At 73.1% G+C, this 16342-nt stretch carries 15 protein-coding genes; 6 read left to right on the top strand and 9 right to left on the bottom strand.

The window, feature by feature from the left end:
* Nucleotides 1–136 precede the first annotated feature (136 nt).
* Complete coding sequence (gene idi / locus AB0D29_RS06120; RefSeq protein WP_030712872.1) at nucleotides 137–736, top strand: isopentenyl-diphosphate Delta-isomerase; 600 nt, start codon at nucleotides 137–139, stop codon at nucleotides 734–736.
* 80 nt (nucleotides 737–816) lie between these two features.
* Here idi and AB0D29_RS06115 read toward each other — a convergent pair whose 3' ends face one another.
* Both AB0D29_RS06115 and AB0D29_RS06110 read right to left on the bottom strand, forming a co-directional pair.
* Nucleotides 817–1311: an ATP-binding protein gene (locus AB0D29_RS06115; RefSeq protein ID WP_351287339.1), complete on the bottom strand. Its 495-nt coding sequence runs from the start codon at nucleotides 1309–1311 to the stop codon at nucleotides 817–819.
* Nucleotides 1312–1441: 130 nt separating this feature from the next.
* Entirely contained in the window at nucleotides 1442–2140 is a 699-nt protein-coding gene (locus tag AB0D29_RS06110) for an HdeD family acid-resistance protein (RefSeq protein WP_362852377.1), read from the bottom strand.
* 76 nt (nucleotides 2141–2216) lie between these two features.
* Here AB0D29_RS06110 and AB0D29_RS06105 point away from each other — a divergent pair, with 76 nt between their 5' ends.
* Nucleotides 2217–2969, top strand: a complete 753-nt coding sequence (locus tag AB0D29_RS06105) for an enoyl-CoA hydratase/isomerase family protein (protein ID WP_362852376.1) — start codon at nucleotides 2217–2219, stop codon at nucleotides 2967–2969.
* A gap of 17 nt (nucleotides 2970–2986) precedes the next feature.
* Here AB0D29_RS06105 and AB0D29_RS06100 read toward each other — a convergent pair whose 3' ends face one another.
* Together AB0D29_RS06100 and AB0D29_RS06095 are read right to left on the bottom strand one after the other, a co-directional pair.
* The gene (locus tag AB0D29_RS06100) at nucleotides 2987–3616 is read right to left on the bottom strand and encodes a DJ-1/PfpI family protein (protein WP_362852375.1); all 630 of its coding nucleotides are present in this window, start codon (nucleotides 3614–3616) and stop codon (nucleotides 2987–2989) included.
* Nucleotides 3617–3669: 53 nt separating this feature from the next.
* Complete coding sequence (locus tag AB0D29_RS06095; RefSeq protein WP_362852374.1) at nucleotides 3670–4638, bottom strand: GlxA family transcriptional regulator; 969 nt, start codon at nucleotides 4636–4638, stop codon at nucleotides 3670–3672.
* Between the two features lie 102 nt (nucleotides 4639–4740).
* Here AB0D29_RS06095 and AB0D29_RS06090 point away from each other — a divergent pair, with 102 nt between their 5' ends.
* Complete coding sequence (locus AB0D29_RS06090; RefSeq protein ID WP_362852373.1) at nucleotides 4741–6378, top strand: ABC-F family ATP-binding cassette domain-containing protein; 1638 nt, start codon at nucleotides 4741–4743, stop codon at nucleotides 6376–6378.
* Between the two features lie 33 nt (nucleotides 6379–6411).
* Here AB0D29_RS06090 and AB0D29_RS06085 read toward each other — a convergent pair whose 3' ends face one another.
* From AB0D29_RS06085 to AB0D29_RS06065, 5 genes are all read right to left on the bottom strand, one after another.
* Nucleotides 6412–7203: an SDR family oxidoreductase gene (locus AB0D29_RS06085; RefSeq protein WP_362852372.1), complete on the bottom strand. Its 792-nt coding sequence runs from the start codon at nucleotides 7201–7203 to the stop codon at nucleotides 6412–6414.
* A gap of 7 nt (nucleotides 7204–7210) precedes the next feature.
* A complete protein-coding gene (locus tag AB0D29_RS06080; RefSeq protein ID WP_362852371.1) occupies nucleotides 7211–8401 on the bottom strand; it encodes an MAB_1171c family putative transporter in 1191 nt (396 codons plus the stop codon).
* A complete protein-coding gene (locus AB0D29_RS06075) occupies nucleotides 8391–8891 on the bottom strand; it encodes a hypothetical protein (RefSeq protein WP_362852370.1) in 501 nt (166 codons plus the stop codon). The genes AB0D29_RS06080 and AB0D29_RS06075 overlap by 11 nt, the downstream gene beginning before the upstream one ends.
* 270 nt (nucleotides 8892–9161) lie before the next feature.
* Nucleotides 9162–11600: a Tex family protein gene (locus AB0D29_RS06070; RefSeq protein WP_362852369.1), complete on the bottom strand. Its 2439-nt coding sequence runs from the start codon at nucleotides 11598–11600 to the stop codon at nucleotides 9162–9164.
* Nucleotides 11601–11684: 84 nt separating this feature from the next.
* The gene (locus AB0D29_RS06065) at nucleotides 11685–12548 is read right to left on the bottom strand and encodes a hypothetical protein (RefSeq protein WP_362852368.1); all 864 of its coding nucleotides are present in this window, start codon (nucleotides 12546–12548) and stop codon (nucleotides 11685–11687) included.
* A 268-nt stretch (nucleotides 12549–12816) separates the two neighbouring features.
* Between AB0D29_RS06065 and AB0D29_RS06060 the strand changes: the two genes are divergently transcribed.
* The 3 genes from AB0D29_RS06060 (at nucleotide 12817) to AB0D29_RS06050 (ending at nucleotide 16340) form a co-directional block, all read left to right on the top strand.
* Nucleotides 12817–14421: a PQQ-binding-like beta-propeller repeat protein gene (locus AB0D29_RS06060; RefSeq protein WP_362852367.1), complete on the top strand. Its 1605-nt coding sequence runs from the start codon at nucleotides 12817–12819 to the stop codon at nucleotides 14419–14421.
* A gap of 19 nt (nucleotides 14422–14440) precedes the next feature.
* Nucleotides 14441–14686: a hypothetical protein gene (locus tag AB0D29_RS06055; RefSeq protein WP_362852366.1), complete on the top strand. Its 246-nt coding sequence runs from the start codon at nucleotides 14441–14443 to the stop codon at nucleotides 14684–14686.
* Nucleotides 14687–14807: 121 nt separating this feature from the next.
* Nucleotides 14808–16340 carry a M1 family metallopeptidase gene (locus tag AB0D29_RS06050; protein ID WP_362852365.1) on the top strand — a complete coding sequence of 511 codons (1533 nt, stop codon included), beginning with the start codon at nucleotides 14808–14810 and terminating at the stop codon, nucleotides 16338–16340.
* Nucleotides 16341–16342: the final 2 nt, after the last annotated feature.

Here is a 16342-nt window from a genome sequence, read left to right as displayed (position 1 = left end):
TGAAGTCGTACGTGAGGTGATCCGCCCCTCGTCGCCTAGCACGCGACGGGGGGCGGACATGCGCGGATGTCCGAAGTGGGGACAAGCCTCTTTTGTACGGCAGACTGAAGGCCGAAGTCCGAAGCGAAGGATGGGTATGCCGACCACACCAGCCACCGCCGCGAACAGCGCGTCCAACGGCACCGGTACTCAAGAACCGATCATGCTCGAACTGGTCGACGAGTCCGGCAACACCATCGGCACGGCGGAGAAGCTCTCCGCCCACCAGGCGCCCGGGCAGTTGCACCGGGCGTTCTCGGTGTTCCTCTTCGACGAGCAGGGCCGCCTGCTGCTCCAGCAGCGGGCCCTCGGGAAGTACCACTCCCCCGGCGTCTGGTCGAACACCTGTTGCGGTCACCCCTATCCCGGGGAGTCGCCGTTCGCGGCCGCGGCCCGGCGGACCCACGAGGAGCTGGGGCTGTCGCCCTCGCTGCTCGCGCAGGCGGGGACGGTGCGCTACAACCACCCGGACCCCGCTTCGGGTCTGGTGGAGCAGGAGTTCAATCACCTGTTCGTGGGACTCGCGCAGACCGCCGTGCGGCCGGATCCGGAGGAGGTCGAGGCCACTGCCTTCGTCACCGCCGAGGAGCTGGCCAAGCGGCACGCCGAAGTGCCGTTCTCGGCCTGGTTCATGACCGTGCTGGACGCGGCGCGGCCCGCGATCCGCGAGCTGACCGGCGACGCGGCCGGCTGGTAGTCCGGACGCCGTCCCGCTGTCGGCGGTCCTGCCGTACGCCGTTCCGCTGTGCGTCGTACGCCGTCCCGCTCGCCCGCCGCTCAGCCGGCGGTGGGCGGGGTGGCGAGCGGCAGGGCCGCCCAGATGACCTTGCCGCCGGTCGAGGTGTGCTCGACGTCGCAGACCCCGCCGGCCTCCAGCGTCACCTCCCGTACGAGGAGCAGGCCCCGGCCGCCGGTCTGGCCGAAGTCGGCCTCCAGGGCCTTGGGCCGGTACGGGTGGTTGTCCTCGACCGCCACCCGTACCCACTCGCGGCCGATCGCGACTTCGACCGCGACCTCCGGAGAGAGCAGGGCGGCGTGCCGGACCGAGTTCGTCACCAGTTCGGAGACGATCAGGAGCAGGGAGTACACGAGGTCCTGATGGGCCGGCACCCCTTGGCGCCCGAGCAGGTCCCGGACCGCCCGGCGGGCCTGCGGAACGGATTCTTCTACCGCGGGCGCCGTGAACCTCCACACGCCCTCGTACGCGAGGGGGTCGGCCGGAGCCTCCGGCTCCCCCTCCTTGGCTGGCGGGACACTCCCGCTGACATCCATCTTCCGTCCCCCGTCTTCACGCTCGATCGTCTCCACGCGTCAAGAGTGGGGAACGGGCTGGTCCGGACCGGACTGCTGACCAGAAGTCAGCGTCAATCGGACACATTCTGACCACTGGCGTATGACAGAGTCAGTTGTTCGACTGTTCCTGATCTTCTGCCGGACGCTTCGCGGCCGCCTCGCGGGTCCCGTCCGCCGCGGCCGCCTCCCGCGGCTCCTCGTCTTCCCTGACCAAGCCCAGGATGCGGCGGGCTCCCATGCCCAGGGCGATCAGGCTCAGGCCGTCGAACAGGAGGGCGAGGGAGAAGAAGGTTCCGATCACGTACAGACTGTTGCCGGGCCAGTTGGAGAGGATCAGGACCCCCAGCAGGACCCCGAAGGCCCCCTGGACGAGCGCGAGCCCGAAGTTCGAACCGCGCACCACCAGCGCTCCGACCAGCCGGAACAGGCCGCCCGTCAGGAAGAGCAGCGCGGCGAACATGGTCAGCGCCTCGGCGCTCGCCTCGGGACGGCGCAGGATCACGAAGCCGGCCGCGAGGTTGATCGCGGCGACGACGACGGCGAGCCAGAAGTAGTTGCTCCTGCGCGACTGCACGGCCTGCAGCAGGCCCACCACGCCGCCGATCAGGAGCAGCCAGCCGAAGAGGAACATCGAGGTGAGCGTGGCGAGGCCGGTGTAGACGAGGCCGACCAGACCGGCCAGCACGAGGATCACCCCCAGCAGCGCCAGCAGCCCGTAACTGCGGTGGAGCTTCTTCTTCTCCCGCTGCGGTTCCCGGCCCGTGGCCGCGGCCCCGGCCCCGGTGCGGTCTGCACGGTCTGTGCCCATGGACGCGCCACCTCCTCGCACCCCCGGACGGACTCCCTTGATCATAGGTACGACCGCCCGGGATAGCATCCGGCGCATGGACGCAGACCTCGACGCCACCCTCCTGCACACGGTCGCCGACGGGGTCGCCACCGTCGTCATCTCGCATCCCGCCAAGCGCAACGCCATGACCGCTTCCATGTGGCGGGCGCTCCCGGAGCTGCTGACGGGCCTCGCGGGCGACCCCGCGGTGCGGGCGCTCGTGCTGACCGGTGCCGGACCGACCTTCTGCGCGGGCGCCGACATCTCCTCACTGACCGGGGACGAGGACCCGCGGGCCCTCGCCGTCACGGCGGAGGAGGCCCTGGCCGCCTTCCCGAAGCCGACGCTGGCGGCGATCCGCGGGTTCTGCGTGGGCGGCGGGAGCCAGCTGGCGGCGGCCTGCGATCTGCGCTTCGCGCAGGAGGGGGCGTCGTTCGGGGTGACCCCGGCGAAGCTGGGCATCGTCTACCCGGCCTCCTCCACCCGCAGGCTCGCCTCCCTGGTCGGCCCGGCCTGGGCCAAGTACCTCCTCTTCTCGGCGGAGTTGATCGGCGCGGACCAGGCACTGCGCGCCGGGTTCCTGAACGAGCTGCTGCCGGCCGGGCAGCTGGACAAGCGGGTCGCCGAGTTCACCCGGGTCCTGGCCTCGCGCTCGCAGCTGACGCAGGCGGCGGCCAAGGAGTTCGCGGACGGCCGGACGGACCGGGACGGGCACTGGGACGCCGAGGCGGCGGCGAGCGGCGACGCCGCGGAGGGCGTCGCCGCGTTCCTGGAGCGCCGGGCGCCCCGCTTCACCTGGACCCCGTGAGGCGCTGACGCCCCGGGCTACGCCAGGGGGCTGTGCGCCCGCAGCCGGGCGACGAGCTCGGCGGGCGCCTTGTCCGGCGAACCGGCGTCGTAGGGCGGCTGCGGGTCGTACTCGGTCATCAGCTGGACGGTCTGGGCGACCTCGTCCCCCGCGATCCTGCCGAGCAGGGTGAGGCCCATGTCGATCCCGGAGGACACCCCGGCCGCGGTGACGTACTTCCCGTCGAACACCACGCGCTCACCGGTGGGCTCTGCCCCGAACTGCGGCAGCTGGTCGAGGTACAGCCAGTGGCCGGCGGCCCGCCGCCCGTCGAGCAGGCCGGCCGCGGCGAGCAGCAGCGAGCCCGTGCAGACGGACGTGGTCCACGTGCTGGTGGTGTCGACGGCCCGCAGCCACTCCAGTACGGCGGGGTTCTCCATCTCCACCTCGGGGTGCGGCCCGCCGGGCACGATCACGATGTCGGGCCGGGTGACCTCGTCGAGCCCCTTGTCGGCGACGAGCGCGAGCGAGCCGTTGTCCGTGCGCACGGGTCCGGGGCGCTCGGAGACGAACACGACCTCGGCGCCCGGCAGCCGCCCGAGCGTGTCGAAGGGCCCGATGGCGTCGAGGGCGGTGAAACGGTCGTAGAGCAGTACGGCGATCTGCATGGCTCCTCCGGAGCGGTCGATGTGTAGTGCGTTGTCCGGCTGTCGAATCGGGGCTAGTGGGCCCGGGCCGCGCCGAAGCGGCGGCGGTACTCCGTCGGGGGCTGGCCGAGCGTCTTCACGAAGGCGCGGCGCAGTGCCTCCGGCGTGCCGTACCCGCAGGCGCGGGCGACCTGGGCGATGCCGGCGGAGCCCTCCTCCAGGAGGCGCCGGGCGTGTTCCACCCGCACCCGCTCCACGTACCGCCCCGGGGTCACCCCCGTCTCCGTCTGGAAGGCCCGCGCGAAGTGGCGCGGGGAGAGGCGGGCCCGCGCGGCCAGCGCCTCGACGCTGAGGTCACCGTCGGGGTGCTCGGTGATCCACTGCTGCACGTCCCGCAGCGGCTCCCGCCGGGCGGTCTGGGCCGCCAGCTGCGCGCTGAACTGTGCCTGGTTGCCCGGCCTGTGCAGGAACACCACCAGGTGCCGGGCGATCGTCAGAGCGACGTCCTTCCCGTGGTCCTCCTCCACCAGCGCGAGCGCGAGGTCGATCCCGGCCGTGACCCCGGCCGAGGTGGCCACCGGTCCGTCCCGTACGTAGATGGGGTCGGGCTCCACTTCCACGGCCGGGTAGTCGCGCGCCATCTGTTCGCACACGTACCAGTGCGTCGTGGCCCGCCGCCCGTCCAGCAGCCCCGCCTCGGCCAGCAGCAGCCCGCCCGTGCACACGGACACCAACCGCTCCGCCCCACCCCCGTGGGCGCGCAGCCAGTCGGTGAGCCGCGGCTCGAAGTCGCCCGTGTACCGGCCCCCCGGCACCAGCAGCGTGGTCCCCGCCCCCGGGCGGGCGCTCTCCATGTCCCCGTCCGGCACCAGCGTCAGCCCGCTGCTGGTGCGGACCGGCGCTCCTCCCGGGGACACCGTTCCGATCGTGTAGGGAGGCAGCCCCGGGAACCGGGCCACGGCGGCGAACACCTCCACCGGCCCGGTCACGTCCAGGCTCTGCACCCCGTCGTAGAGGACGACGAGTACGTTTCGCGACGACATGACCCCATGGTGTGACGCGGGCCCCGGTGGCGGCAATGACGTGCTTCCCACCTATTCGGCCATCCGGGGGACGGCCGTCCGCCCGGATAGGATCGGCACATCATGACTGCAACCCTCGTCGCCAAGAAGCTCACCGCCGCGCACGGTGAGCGCACGCTCTTCGCCGATCTCGACCTCGTCGTCGCGCCCGGCGACGTCATCGGCCTCGTCGGCGTGAACGGCGCCGGGAAGTCCACCCTGCTGCGCCTGCTCGCCGGGCTGGACACCCCCGAGACCGGGGAGCTGCGGCTCTCCCCGCCGACCGCCGCCGTCGGCCACCTCCCGCAGGAGCCGGAGCGCCGGCCCGCCGAGTCGGTCCGGGACTTCCTGGCCCGCCGTACGGGTGTGGCCGCCGCGCAGGCGGAGCTGGACGCGGCGACGCAGGGGCTGGTGGACGGGACGCCGGGCGCGGACGACGCGTACGCGACCGCGCTGGACCGGTGGCTGGACCTCGGCGGCGCCGATCTCGAGGAGCGGGCCGAGGAGGTGGCCGCCGAGCTCGGCCTCATGGTCGGCCTGGACCTGCCCATGACGGCGCTCTCGGGCGGCCAGGCGGCCCGCGCGGGTCTCGCCTCGCTGCTGCTCTCCCGCTACGACGTCTTCCTCCTCGACGAGCCCACCAACGACCTGGACCTGGACGGTCTGGAGCGGCTGGAGCGGTTCGTGAAGGGGCTGCGCGCGGGCACGGTCGTCATCAGCCACGACCGCGAGTTCCTGACCCGGACCGTCACCAAGGTCCTCGAACTCGACCTGGCCCAGCAGCAGATCAACCTCTACGGCGGCGGCTACGACGCGTACCTGGAGGAGCGCGAGCGCTCGCGCGACCACGCCCGCGAGGAGTTCGAGGAGTACGCGGACAAGAAGGCCGCCCTGGAGGGCCGGGCCCAGATGCAGCGCAACTGGATGGACAAGGGCGTCCGCAACGCCCGCCGCAAGGCGACCGACAACAACAAGCTCGGCAAGAACCTGCGCGCCGAGTCCAGCGAGAAGCAGGCCGCCAAGGCCCGCCAGACGCAGCGCGCCATCGAGCGGCTGGACGTCGTCGACGAGCCCCGCAAGGAGTGGGAGCTGCGCATGGAGATCGCGGCGGCCCCGCGCTCCGGGTCCGTGGTGGCCACCCTGCGCGAAGCGGCCGTCAAGCGGGGCGACTTCGCCTTCGGCCCGGCCAGCCTGCAGATCGACTGGGCGGACCGGGTGGCGATCACCGGGGCCAACGGCGCCGGCAAGTCCACCCTCCTCGCCGTCCTGCTGGGCCGGCTGGCCCCGGACTCGGGCTCCGCGACCCTCGGCTCCGGCGTCCTCGTCGGCGAGGTGGACCAGGCCCGCGGCCTGTTCCTCGGCGACGAACCGCTGCTGGAGGCCTTCTGCGCGGCGGTCCCGGAGACCGAGCCGGCCGAAGTGCGCACCCTGCTGGCCAAGTTCGGTCTCAAGGCGGCCCACGTGCTGCGCCCGGCGGCCACCCTCTCCCCCGGCGAGCGCACCCGTGCCGCGCTGGCGCTGCTCCAGGGCCGCGGGGTGAACCTGCTGGTCCTGGACGAGCCCACCAACCACCTCGACCTCCCGGCGATCGAGCAGCTGGAGGCCGCCCTGGACGCCTACGAGGGCACCCTCCTGCTGGTCACCCACGACCGCCGCATGCTCGACGCGGTGTCGGTGACCCGCCGCCTCCGGGTGGAGGACGGCAAGGTCACCGAGCTGTAGCCACGGGCCCGCGGGCCCGTTCCACCGGCGGGGTCACGCCTCCGCGTCGGCCGGGGGGCGGCGCCTGCGGCCCATCTTGCGGGCCACGAAGTCGCGCGGGAGGTGCCGGACCGCCAGGGCGTACGCCCGGTAGCGGCGGCCGGTGATGCTGACCGGGCGGCGCAGGGACAGGTCCTTCAGGGCCTGGGCGACCACGGCCTCCGGCTCCAGCCAGACCGCTTCGCGCAGCGCGCTGACGTCCATGCCGGCGCGCTCCTGGAACTCGGTGCGGGTGAAGCCGGGGACCACGGCCAGCACCCGGACCCCGTACGGCGCCATGTCCACCCGGAGCGACTCGCTGAACGCGGTGATCCAGGCCTTGGCGGCCCCGTACGTGCCGGTCGGCAGGAGCCCCGCCACCGAGGAGACGTTGAGGACCGCGCCCCGGCGGCGTTCGCGCAGGCCCGGCAGGACGGCGTGGGTGAGCCGGAGCGGGACCTTCACGAGCAGGTCGAGCATCCGCTCCTCGTCCTCGACCGGGCTGTACGGGAAGGGCGCGGGCAGTCCGAAGCCCGCGTTGTTGACCAGCATGTCCACGGGCCGGGACCGGTCGGCGAGCCGCTCGGCGACCGCCGCGCAGTCCCCCGCGTCCAGCAGGTCGGCGGGCAGCACCTCGCACACGGTGCCGTACTCGCGGCCCAGTTGTGCGGCGACGGCTTCGAGCCGGTCCTTGTCGCGGGCGACGAGGACCAGGTCGCAGCCCTTGGCCGCGAAGCCGCGGGCGAAGGCCGCGCCCAGTCCGGCGCTGGCCCCGGTGATCAGTACGGTGGTTCCTGCGGTGGTCAAGACGGGTTCACTTCCTTGTGCTGACGGACGTGGTGCCGGCGGGAGAGACGTAGGCCTGGGCCACGTCGACGAGGAACCGGGCCTCGTCCGCCAGGTCCCCGCCCTCCTGCGAGGTGTGGATCGAGGCGGGCAGCTCCAGCGCGGCGGCCTCGCCCGGCTGCCCGGGCAGTCCGTCGAGCTTCGCCTGCCGCGCCTCCTTCAGTACGCGGGCCAGCGCGGCCGCGGTGGCCCGCTGCTCGGGGACCCCCTGTCCGGCGGCCTGGCCGCGGGCCCGCTCCAGCGCGCCAGCGGGCGCGTACTCCCCCAGGATCAGGATCGCGTCGCGCGTCTCGATGACCTTGCGGTACACCAGCAGGTTGCGCGGGACCGGCGGCCACAGCAGCTCCACCACCCGGCCGGCGCGCGGCTTGTTGAGGGCCACGTGCGGGACGGCTTCGACCAGGTCGCGCCAGAGCGGCCACAGCCGCCAGGCGGTGGCGGTGTCGGCGGCGGTCCGGCGGAGGGTGAACAGGGTGGGCACGAGGATCGCGGCGGCGCGCAGCAGGCCGTGCAGGTTCATCAGCAGCGGCAGGGCGGGCATCGCCCAGGTGCTGCCGAACAGGGCCTTGAGCAGGTACGCCAGCCAGAACAGGCCGGCGAGCGCGGTGCCGAGGCCGAACAGGCGCAGTCCGGCGGCCAGTCCCCGGCTCTCGGTGCGCCGGCTGTAGCGCCAGCACAGGGCCACGCAGACGGTGTTGGCGATGACGTGCGCGGAGATCAGCACCAGCCAGTACGCGAGGGAGGGCACCGGGTCGCCGACCGGCGGCATGGTGTGCGTGCCGTGGCCGGGGGCGGCCGCGTCCAGGGCGAGGAGTGTGCCCAGCCAGGCCAGCGTGGCGATCCAGGAGGCGAGTTGGAGCCTGCGGCCGCGGGTGGCGGCGGCGACGAAGTAGAGCACGGCGCCCGCCGACAGTACGCCGATGAGGTTGCGGACGAGGCCGATGGTGTGGGCGTAGCCGGCGCCGCGGTTCATCGCGTAGCCGACCACGTCCGGGAGGTTCAGCGTCATCGCGGCGGCGGCGGTGGCGACGGCCAGCCACAGGCCGCGCTGCTGGGGGGAGCGCAGGGCGCCGGGAGCGCGGAGCAGGACGGCGGCCCACAGGCACACCACGCTGGGGACGGCGAGCCAGTCGCCGAAGGCGGTGAGGTCAGCTGCCATCGTTGCCCCGCTCGTAGCCCATGGCCGACTCCAGCCGGGCCAGGGTGCCGCGGTCGCGGTCGGCCGGGCGCGGGCCGGCGTTCGCCGTGCGGATGCGGATCATGCTGGCGAGCATCTCCGCCTCCTGCTCCTGGCGGGTGGTGTAGTTGGTGCGCCCGAGCACGGTGGGAGCCTCGCCGTCGGTCTCCTCGCCCTCCAGCGAGTTGTGCCCGAAGAGGATGTGGCCGAGTTCGTGGAGGACGATGTGCTCCCGGTGCAGCGGGGTGGTCTGCGCCTCGTAGAAGACGTAGTCGACGCTGGCCGTGCCCACCCACAGTCCGCAGACCCCGGACTCCGCCGCCTCCTTCGGGAGCGGGTGCAGCCGGATGGGGCGGCCCCGCTGCTCGGCTATCCGGTTGCACAGCCCGTCGAGGGAGAAGGGGTGGGTCAGATCCAGATGGCCGAGAATGTTCTCGCACCGTTTACGAAGGCTGAGTTGCCGGTGGGGCATGTGATCCCTCTTCGGACCCTTTCCGGGGCAGCGTCGGTAGGCGTGTGTGGGCATGGGCATGACGTCCTGTGCCTTCAAGGCGGCCTCGGGGAATGCGGTCCTGAGGGGGAAACACGGAAGCCCGTCCGCCGGATGACGAACGGGCGTTCCACCATGCCTACAGATCTTGTACGCGAGTTGGCAAGACAAGTCCCCAGGTGGGGACCCTATTCGGCCATCGCGCGCGAGACCCTGACGCGCCGGGTGGCTGCAAGCCGCCCTTGACGATGCCTACCGCTTGCGGCGCTCCTCGGGGGCCGTGAGGCCCGCGCGGCGCAGCGCGTCCGCCATCGCGCTGTTCGCGGGGGCGGGGGCACCGCCACCGCCCTGGCGCTGGCCCTGGCCGCCCTGGCCGCGCTCGCCCTGGTTCCGGCCGCCCTCGCGGGTGCCACCGCCCCCACCCCGCTGCTGCGGGGGACGGCCGTCGCCGGAGCCGCCGCCCCGCCGGTCCTCGCGCTGCCTGGGGGCGCCCGCGCCGCGCTCGGCCCCGGCCTCGTCCTCCAGCCGCAGGGTGAGCGAGATCCGCTTGCGCGGGATGTCCACGTCCATGACCTTCACGCGGACGATGTCGCCCGGCTTGACCACGTCCCGCGGGTCCTTGACGAAGTTCCTCGACAGCGCCGAGACGTGTGCCAGGCCGTCCTGGTGGACGCCGATGTCGATGAAGGCGCCGAAGGCGGCCACGTTGGTGACCACTCCCTCCAGGATCATCCCGGGGGCAAGGTCGCCGATCTTCTCCACGCCCTCCTTGAAGGTGGCCGTCTTGAAGGCGGGACGCGGGTCGCGGCCCGGCTTCTCCAGCTCGCGCAGGATGTCGGTGACCGTGGGCAGGCCGAAGGCCTCGGTGACGAACTGCTCGGGGCGCAGGGAGCGCAGCACGGAGGTGTTGCCGATCAGGGCCGCCACCTCGCCGCCCGCCGTCTTGCCCATGGCCCGCACGACCGGGTAGGCCTCGGGGTGCACGGCCGAGCCGTCCAGCGGGTCGTCCCCGCCGCGGATCCGCAGGAAGCCCGCGCACTGCTCGTACGCCTTCGGGCCGAGGCGGGCCACGTCCTTGAGCCCCTTGCGGCTGCGGAAGGGGCCGTTGGCGTCGCGGTGGGCCACGATGTTCTCGGCGAGGCCGCCGCTGATGCCCGACACGCGCGAGAGCAGGGGCGCGGAGGCGGTGTTGACGTCGACGCCGACGCCGTTCACGCAGTCCTCGACGACCGCGTCGAGCGAGCGCGAGAGCTTCATCTCGGAGAGGTCGTGCTGGTACTGGCCGACGCCGATCGACTTCGGGTCGATCTTGACCAGCTCGGCGAGCGGGTCCTGGAGGCGGCGGGCGATGGAGACGGCGCCGCGCAGCGACACGTCCATGCCGGGCAGTTCCTGCGAGGCGAAGGCCGAGGCCGAGTACACGGAGGCGCCCGCCTCCGAGACCATCACCTTGGTGAGTCCCAGTTCGGGGTGGCGGGTGATGAGGTCGCCGGCGAGCTTGTCGGTCTCGCGGGAGGCGGTGCCGTTGCCGATGGCGACCAGCTCGACCGCGTGCTCCTTCGCGAGGCGGGCAAGCTTGGCGAGGGACTCGTCCCACTTGTTGGCGGGCACGTGCGGGTAGATCACGTCCGTGGCCACGACCTTGCCGGTGGCGTCCACGACGGCGACCTTCACGCCGGTACGGAAGCCCGGGTCCAGGCCGAGCGTGGCCCGTGTGCCGGCGGGCGCCGCGAGCAGCAGGTCGCGCAGGTTGGACGCGAAGACCCGTACGGCCTCGTCCTCGGCGGCCTGGCGCAGCCGCATCCGCAGGTCGATGCCGAGGTGCACCTGGATCTTCGTGCGCCAGGCCCAGCGGACCGTGTCGCCCAGCCACTTGTCGCCGGGACGGCCTCGGTCGCCCACGCCGAAGCGGCGGGCGATCATGCCCTCGTACGTGGACGGGCCGGGGGTCGCCGTGTCTTCGGGGGCCTCGGGCTCCAGGTTGAGGTCGAGGACGTCCTCCTTCTCGCCGCGCAGCATGGCGAGGACGCGGTGCGAGGGCAGCGCGGTGAACGGCTCGGCGAAGTCGAAGTAGTCGGCGAACTTGGCGCCCGCCTCCTCCTTGCCCTCGCGGACCTTCGCGGCGAGCCGGCCGCGGCCCCACATGCGCTCGCGCAGTTCGCCGATCAGGTCGGCGTCCTCGCCGAACCGCTCGGTGAGGATGGCGCGGGCGCCTTCGAGGGCGGCTGCCGGGTCGGCGACGCCCTTGTCGGCGTCGACGAACGCGGCGGCCGCGGCGGCCGGTTCCACGGACGGGTCGGCCAGCAGGCCGTCCGCGAGCGGCTCCAGCCCGGCCTCGCGGGCGATCTGCGCCTTGGTGCGCCGCTTGGGCTTGAAGGGGAGGTAGATGTCCTCCAGCCGGGCTTTGGTGTCGGCCGCGTTGATCCGGGCCTCCAGCTCGGCGTCGAGCTTGCCCTGTTCCCGTACGGAGTCGAGGATCGCCGCGCGCCGGTCCTCCAGCTCGCGCAGATACCGCAGCCGCTCCTCGAGGGTGCGCAGCTGGGCGTCGTCGAGCATCTCCGTCGCTTCCTTGCGGTAGCGCGCGATGAACGGCACGGTGGAGCCGCCGTCGAGCAGCTCGACGGCGGCCTTGACCTGCCGCTCCCGTACGCCGAGCTCCTCGGCGATCCTGCCTTCGATGGACATCGTCACGATCGGGTCCCGCCTGCCTTCGTTTGCACTGGAAGGCTGCCAATTGTGGCAGGTGGCGGTGACGGACGGCGGGAGCCCTGTCCGTCAGCCCTTCCCCATGAGGTCGGCGGGGAAGGCCCCGGCGGTCACGGCCTTGACCACGAGGGCGCCGCCGAGCTCCGTGAGGCGGGCCAGGCCGGCCTCGCCGAGGTGCTCGTAGGGGGCGGCGTCCAGGCGGTCGGTGTCGTGCTCCAGCTGCTCGCGCAGGGCGACGCCCTGCTCGGTCAGCTCGCCGGCGGCGTCGAGCACGCCGCGCTCGCGCAGCCGGGCGGCCGCGGCGTCCAGGTCGGCCTGCTCCCAGCCGCGCATGCCCTTGAGCCACTTCGGGGTCATGCCCTTGCCGGTGGCGGTGTGGCTGACCAGTGCCTCGACCGGGTCCAGGCCCGCCAGGAGCAGGGCGGCGAGGTGGCCGTCGCCGCGGTGTTCGCGCAGCAGGGTGGTGGCGTGCCACAGGCGCAGGTGCGGCTCCTGCGGTACGGGGAGGTCGGCGTGGGCGGCGTAGAGGGTGCGGGCGTGCCGGGTGCAGGCCTCGGTGGCGCGCATCGCCAGGTCGGCGGCCTCGGCGAGTTCGGGCGAGGCTATGGCCTCGGCGCCGAGGAGCCGGCGCAGGCAGCCGTCGGCGGCCCGCAGCCGGGCGGCGAGGGCCTCCTCGGGGGTGGTGGTGTCCCAGACGGCGGGCAGGTGCCGGGCGACGAGGTCGTGGCGGTAGTTGTAGAAGGTGGCGGTGACCGCGCCCGCCCCGACGGCGCCCATCGCGGCCGACCGGTGGGCCAGGTTGACGGCCACCGGGTCGGTGACGCCGAGGGCGGCGAATTCCTTGGCGATCTCCGGCGAGAAGTAGACGGTGGCGTGCAGCGGGTTGATCGCGGCGTGCCAGCAACGACGGGCGGCGAGCAAGGGAAAGGTCATGCGCCGCACGCTACCGACTGTTCGGTACGCCGGGTAGGGCGCCGGCCGGTGGTGCGCGTCTCACCCCGTGGACACCTTCCCCGCGCCCTCGGCCGGCCCGGCTCCGGCGTCCTCGTCACCGCACATCGCCTGCCCGTACGGGGCTTTCAGCCTCAGGGGGTGAAACCCGTTTGGTTTCCGTGGGTGGGGGTCGCGACGATGGACGGCCGCCGTGCCGGTCCGGGACGGCGGCCGTCCGTGCGTGCCGTTCCCCCGGAGGTTTTTCCGTATGACTGCTGTGCCGACCGTCCGGCGTGTGTTCGGCGACGGGCCGTTCGCCGAGATCGGCCGGCCGAGGGCGGCCGTCGCCGATGCCCCTTCGGGACTGGTCGCCGTGGGCGGTGACGTGGGCCGGCTGGAGTGGAACGGTCACGGCAGCGGCGACCGGCGGTGGATCGAGCACCGGATCGGCGTGTACGAGCGGGACGGCCTGCGGTGCCGGCACCTGGTGCCGTCCCGCGAGGAGGTGAACTGCCTGGCCTTCCACCCCGTGCTGCCCCTGCTGGCCGTCGGCACCGGTGGGTACGACGGCGGCTACGACTTCACGGGCGAACTGCTGCTGGTCCGCCTGGACACCGGTGAGGCCGTGTCCGTACTCCCGTACCCGCGCGAGGTCGTTCGCGTGGCATGGCAGAGCCCGACCGCACTGCGCCTCACCCTGGCGCCGCCGGACGACTGGCAGGACCCGGGCGCGCACGGGCAGGCGCACACGGCCGTGATCGAGCGCCCCGACTGGACCCGGGTCGGGCACCAGGGCGTCGCCCTGGCGGAACTGAGCGTCCCTGCGGCGGAGTTCGACCGCGCGGACCCCGGTCCGGACGCCCGCCGGCTCCTGCGCGGCCTCGCGGCCCGGGCCGGCCGGGAGTGGATTCCGCGGACCCGGGTGCGCTCGGTCGAGGCCCTGCCCGACGGACGGGTCCTGGCGGCCCTGGACGGTGTCCTCGCCGAGGCGTGGCTCCCCTCGGGGGAACGGCAGTGGGCGGTCCCGGATGCGGAAGGCGGCCGCCGGCTGCTCCTCGCCCCCGGAGCCCCGGACGCGGCCCCGGGCCGGGCCTCGGTCTGGGCCGACGCGGAACGGCTGCGCCCGCCCCACCGCAAGGAGCACCCCGCGCCACGGGTCGTCCGGCTCTCGGCCGACGACGGCAGCGTCCTGGAGACCGTGCCGGTGGAACACCCCGTGACCTTCGTGGCCGGCGGTGACCGTACGTTCCTGCGGCCGGTGGAGCAGTACCGGGACGTCCCGTGGACCCTGCTCGCCCCGGGCCCGGACGGCCCGGTGGACGGTCCGTCGGGTACGGGCTTCCTCCACGACTTTCCGGTCCGCCACGCCACCCGGCCGTACCTGCTGGTGGGCTTCGACCCCCGCAGGCCGTACCGGGACAAGTGGATCACGACCGTCGGCCCGGACGGCACGCTCCGCCGGCTCTTCCCGCACGCGCCGGAGCCCGGGAGGCAGCACGCGAGCGGTCCGGCGGCCGAGATCGGGCGCTCCCTCGTGTACGCGGGCACGGACCACCGGAGGGGCGAGTCGTACGTCGTGCGGCGCTCCCTGACCGACGGGAGCGTGCTGTGGCGGTACCGGGCGGACGCCCCCGCCACCGCCCTGGACACCGACGGGGAGCTGGTGCACGTCGCCCGGAGCGACGGCACCCTGGTGGCACTGGACGCCGCCGAGGGCTCGGTGCGCCGTCGTACGGAGCTGAGGGTCCACGGTCTCCCGACCGTCGCGCTGTCGCTGGTGGTGGCACCCGTACCCGGGGGCGGGCTGTACGCCGGGACCGCCGACGGACGGATCCTGCACCTCGTCCACACCCCGGCCGCATCCCGCCCCTGAAGGCGGACGCCTTCCCCCGATGCGTCAGGGCCCGTTCGTCAGGCCCGATTCGGCCGATCCGGCGCGCCCGGGAGCGCTCCCGGGCGAGGTGCTCCCCGCCCTCGGCGCGCGCCGCGGCCTCGGCCGCCCGGACCCCGGCGGGGCCGTGGCCCGGCGGCTGCGCCGCAGGCCACGGGCCCCGGACGGGCCGCGCCGGGTCGTCGGCGGGGTGCGCCCGGTGCGCGGCACCCCCGGCGTACGTCCCGCTCCGTCCGCCATACCGTGACGGCCGAATGGCGATCGTGTGACAGCAGGGGCCATGGACATGACGTGAGTGATCACGGGTGAATACGGTCGAGACACAAGACCTGGAACCGACCTGCCTCCCCTACCACTTGGAGTCATTCGTGCACCGCAAAGTCATCGCCCCGAGCGTGCTCGCCGCTTCCCTGCTGCTGGTGATCCCGGCGTCGGCGGCGAGTGCCGGTCCGGGTGCCCCGGGTATCGGCGACCCCTACTACCCGGCCAGCGGCAACGGCGGATACGACGTGTCCCACTACGACCTCCGTCTGCAGTACCAGCCCAAGACGGACCTGCTGGAAGGCACCGCCACCCTCCTCGCCACCACCAAGCAGGACCTGTCCCGCTTCAACCTCGACTTCGGCCTCAAGGTCAGCGAGATCCGCGTCAACGGGGCCAAGGCGAAGTTCGCCACGTCCGGCGACCACGAGCTGGAGGTCACCCCGGCGAAGCCGCTGGCGCGCAACACCCCGATCAGCGTCGTCGTCAAGTACGCCGGGAAGCCCTCCGAGTTCAAGGTGGACGGCTGGTCGGCGTGGCAGCGCACGCCGGACGGCGGTGTGGCCGCGCAGGAGCCGGACTCGGCGGCCTGGTGGTTCCCGAGCAACGACCACCCCACGGACAAGGCCACCTTCGACGTCTCCGTCAACGTCCCCGACGGCACCCAGGCCATCAGCAACGGCGTGCTCCAGTCGCAGACCTCGCGGCTCGGCTGGACCCGGTACAACTGGCGCTCCAACAAGCCGCAGGCCACCTACCTCGCCACCCTCGCCGTCGGCAAGTTCGACATCACCACCGACACGACGGCGAGCGGGCTGCCGATCGTGAACGCCTACAGCAAGGACCTCGGCGACAACGCGGGCGCGGCGCGCGCGAGCGTGGAGCGCACCGGCGAGGTCACCGAGTGGCTGGAGGGGGTCTTCGGCCCGTACCCCTTCAACGCGCTGGGCGGTTACGTGCCGAACGTGAACGCCGGCTACGCGCTGGAGACGCAGACGAGGCCGTTCTACGGTCCGGGCCAGTTCCGCAACGGCGCCAACGTCTCGGTGGTCGTCCACGAGCTGGCCCACCAGTGGTACGGCGACAGCGTGTCCGTCGAGGGCTGGAAGGACATCTGGATCAACGAGGGCTTCGCCCGCTACAGCCAGTGGCTGTGGTCGGAGAAGGAGGGCGAGGGCACCGCGCAGGAGCTCGCCGACTGGGCCTACGCCCTGCGCCCGGCCGAGGACGCGTTCTGGCAGGTCAAGCCGGGTGACCCCGGTCCGGAGAACCAGTTCCACGGCGCCGTCTACGACCGTGGCGCCATCGCCCTGCAGGCGCTGCGCAACGAGATCGGCGACGAGAAGTTCTTCCAGATCCTCAAGGGCTGGCCGACCGAGCGGGCCTACGGCAACGCCAAGGTCGGGGACTTCGTGCGCTACGCGGAGAAGGTCTCGGCCAAGCCGCTGGCCCAGCTGTTCGAGACCTGGCTCTACACCCCGGGCAAGCCGGAGGCCTCGGCCCTGAACCCGGCGGCCGGCAAGCCCGCGGCCCGCTCACAGCAGGCCGCTCCCGCCAAGCCGGCGAAGCCCGCCGCGGAGCCGAGGTCCTGGAAGAAGATCGCGGAGACGAACACGATCCACACGCACGACGAGCACTGAGT

The organism is Streptomyces sp. NPDC048424, from assembly GCF_040651555.1.
Taxonomy (GTDB): Bacteria; Actinomycetota; Actinomycetes; order Streptomycetales; family Streptomycetaceae; genus Streptomyces.
Note: the sequence above shows the minus strand (reverse complement) of the source record. Positions and strands in the feature narration are given on the sequence as shown.

Excerpts from the sequence above, each read along its gene's own strand:
- idi (WP_030712872.1), top strand. The coding sequence starts at position 137 with ATGCCGACCACACCAGCCACCGCCGCGAACAGCGCGTCCAACGGCACC.
- AB0D29_RS06115 (WP_351287339.1), bottom strand. The coding sequence starts at position 1,311 with ATGGATGTCAGCGGGAGTGTCCCGCCAGCCAAGGAGGGGGAGCCGGAG.
- AB0D29_RS06110 (WP_362852377.1), bottom strand. The coding sequence starts at position 2,140 with ATGGGCACAGACCGTGCAGACCGCACCGGGGCCGGGGCCGCGGCCACG.
- AB0D29_RS06105 (WP_362852376.1), top strand. The coding sequence starts at position 2,217 with ATGGACGCAGACCTCGACGCCACCCTCCTGCACACGGTCGCCGACGGG.
- AB0D29_RS06100 (WP_362852375.1), bottom strand. The coding sequence starts at position 3,616 with ATGCAGATCGCCGTACTGCTCTACGACCGTTTCACCGCCCTCGACGCC.
- AB0D29_RS06095 (WP_362852374.1), bottom strand. The coding sequence starts at position 4,638 with ATGTCGTCGCGAAACGTACTCGTCGTCCTCTACGACGGGGTGCAGAGC.
- AB0D29_RS06090 (WP_362852373.1), top strand. The coding sequence starts at position 4,741 with ATGACTGCAACCCTCGTCGCCAAGAAGCTCACCGCCGCGCACGGTGAG.
- AB0D29_RS06080 (WP_362852371.1), bottom strand. The coding sequence starts at position 8,401 with ATGGCAGCTGACCTCACCGCCTTCGGCGACTGGCTCGCCGTCCCCAGC.
- AB0D29_RS06075 (WP_362852370.1), bottom strand. The coding sequence starts at position 8,891 with ATGCCCCACCGGCAACTCAGCCTTCGTAAACGGTGCGAGAACATTCTC.
- AB0D29_RS06065 (WP_362852368.1), bottom strand. The coding sequence starts at position 12,548 with ATGACCTTTCCCTTGCTCGCCGCCCGTCGTTGCTGGCACGCCGCGATC.
- AB0D29_RS06060 (WP_362852367.1), top strand. The coding sequence starts at position 12,817 with ATGACTGCTGTGCCGACCGTCCGGCGTGTGTTCGGCGACGGGCCGTTC.
- AB0D29_RS06055 (WP_362852366.1), top strand. The coding sequence starts at position 14,441 with ATGCGTCAGGGCCCGTTCGTCAGGCCCGATTCGGCCGATCCGGCGCGC.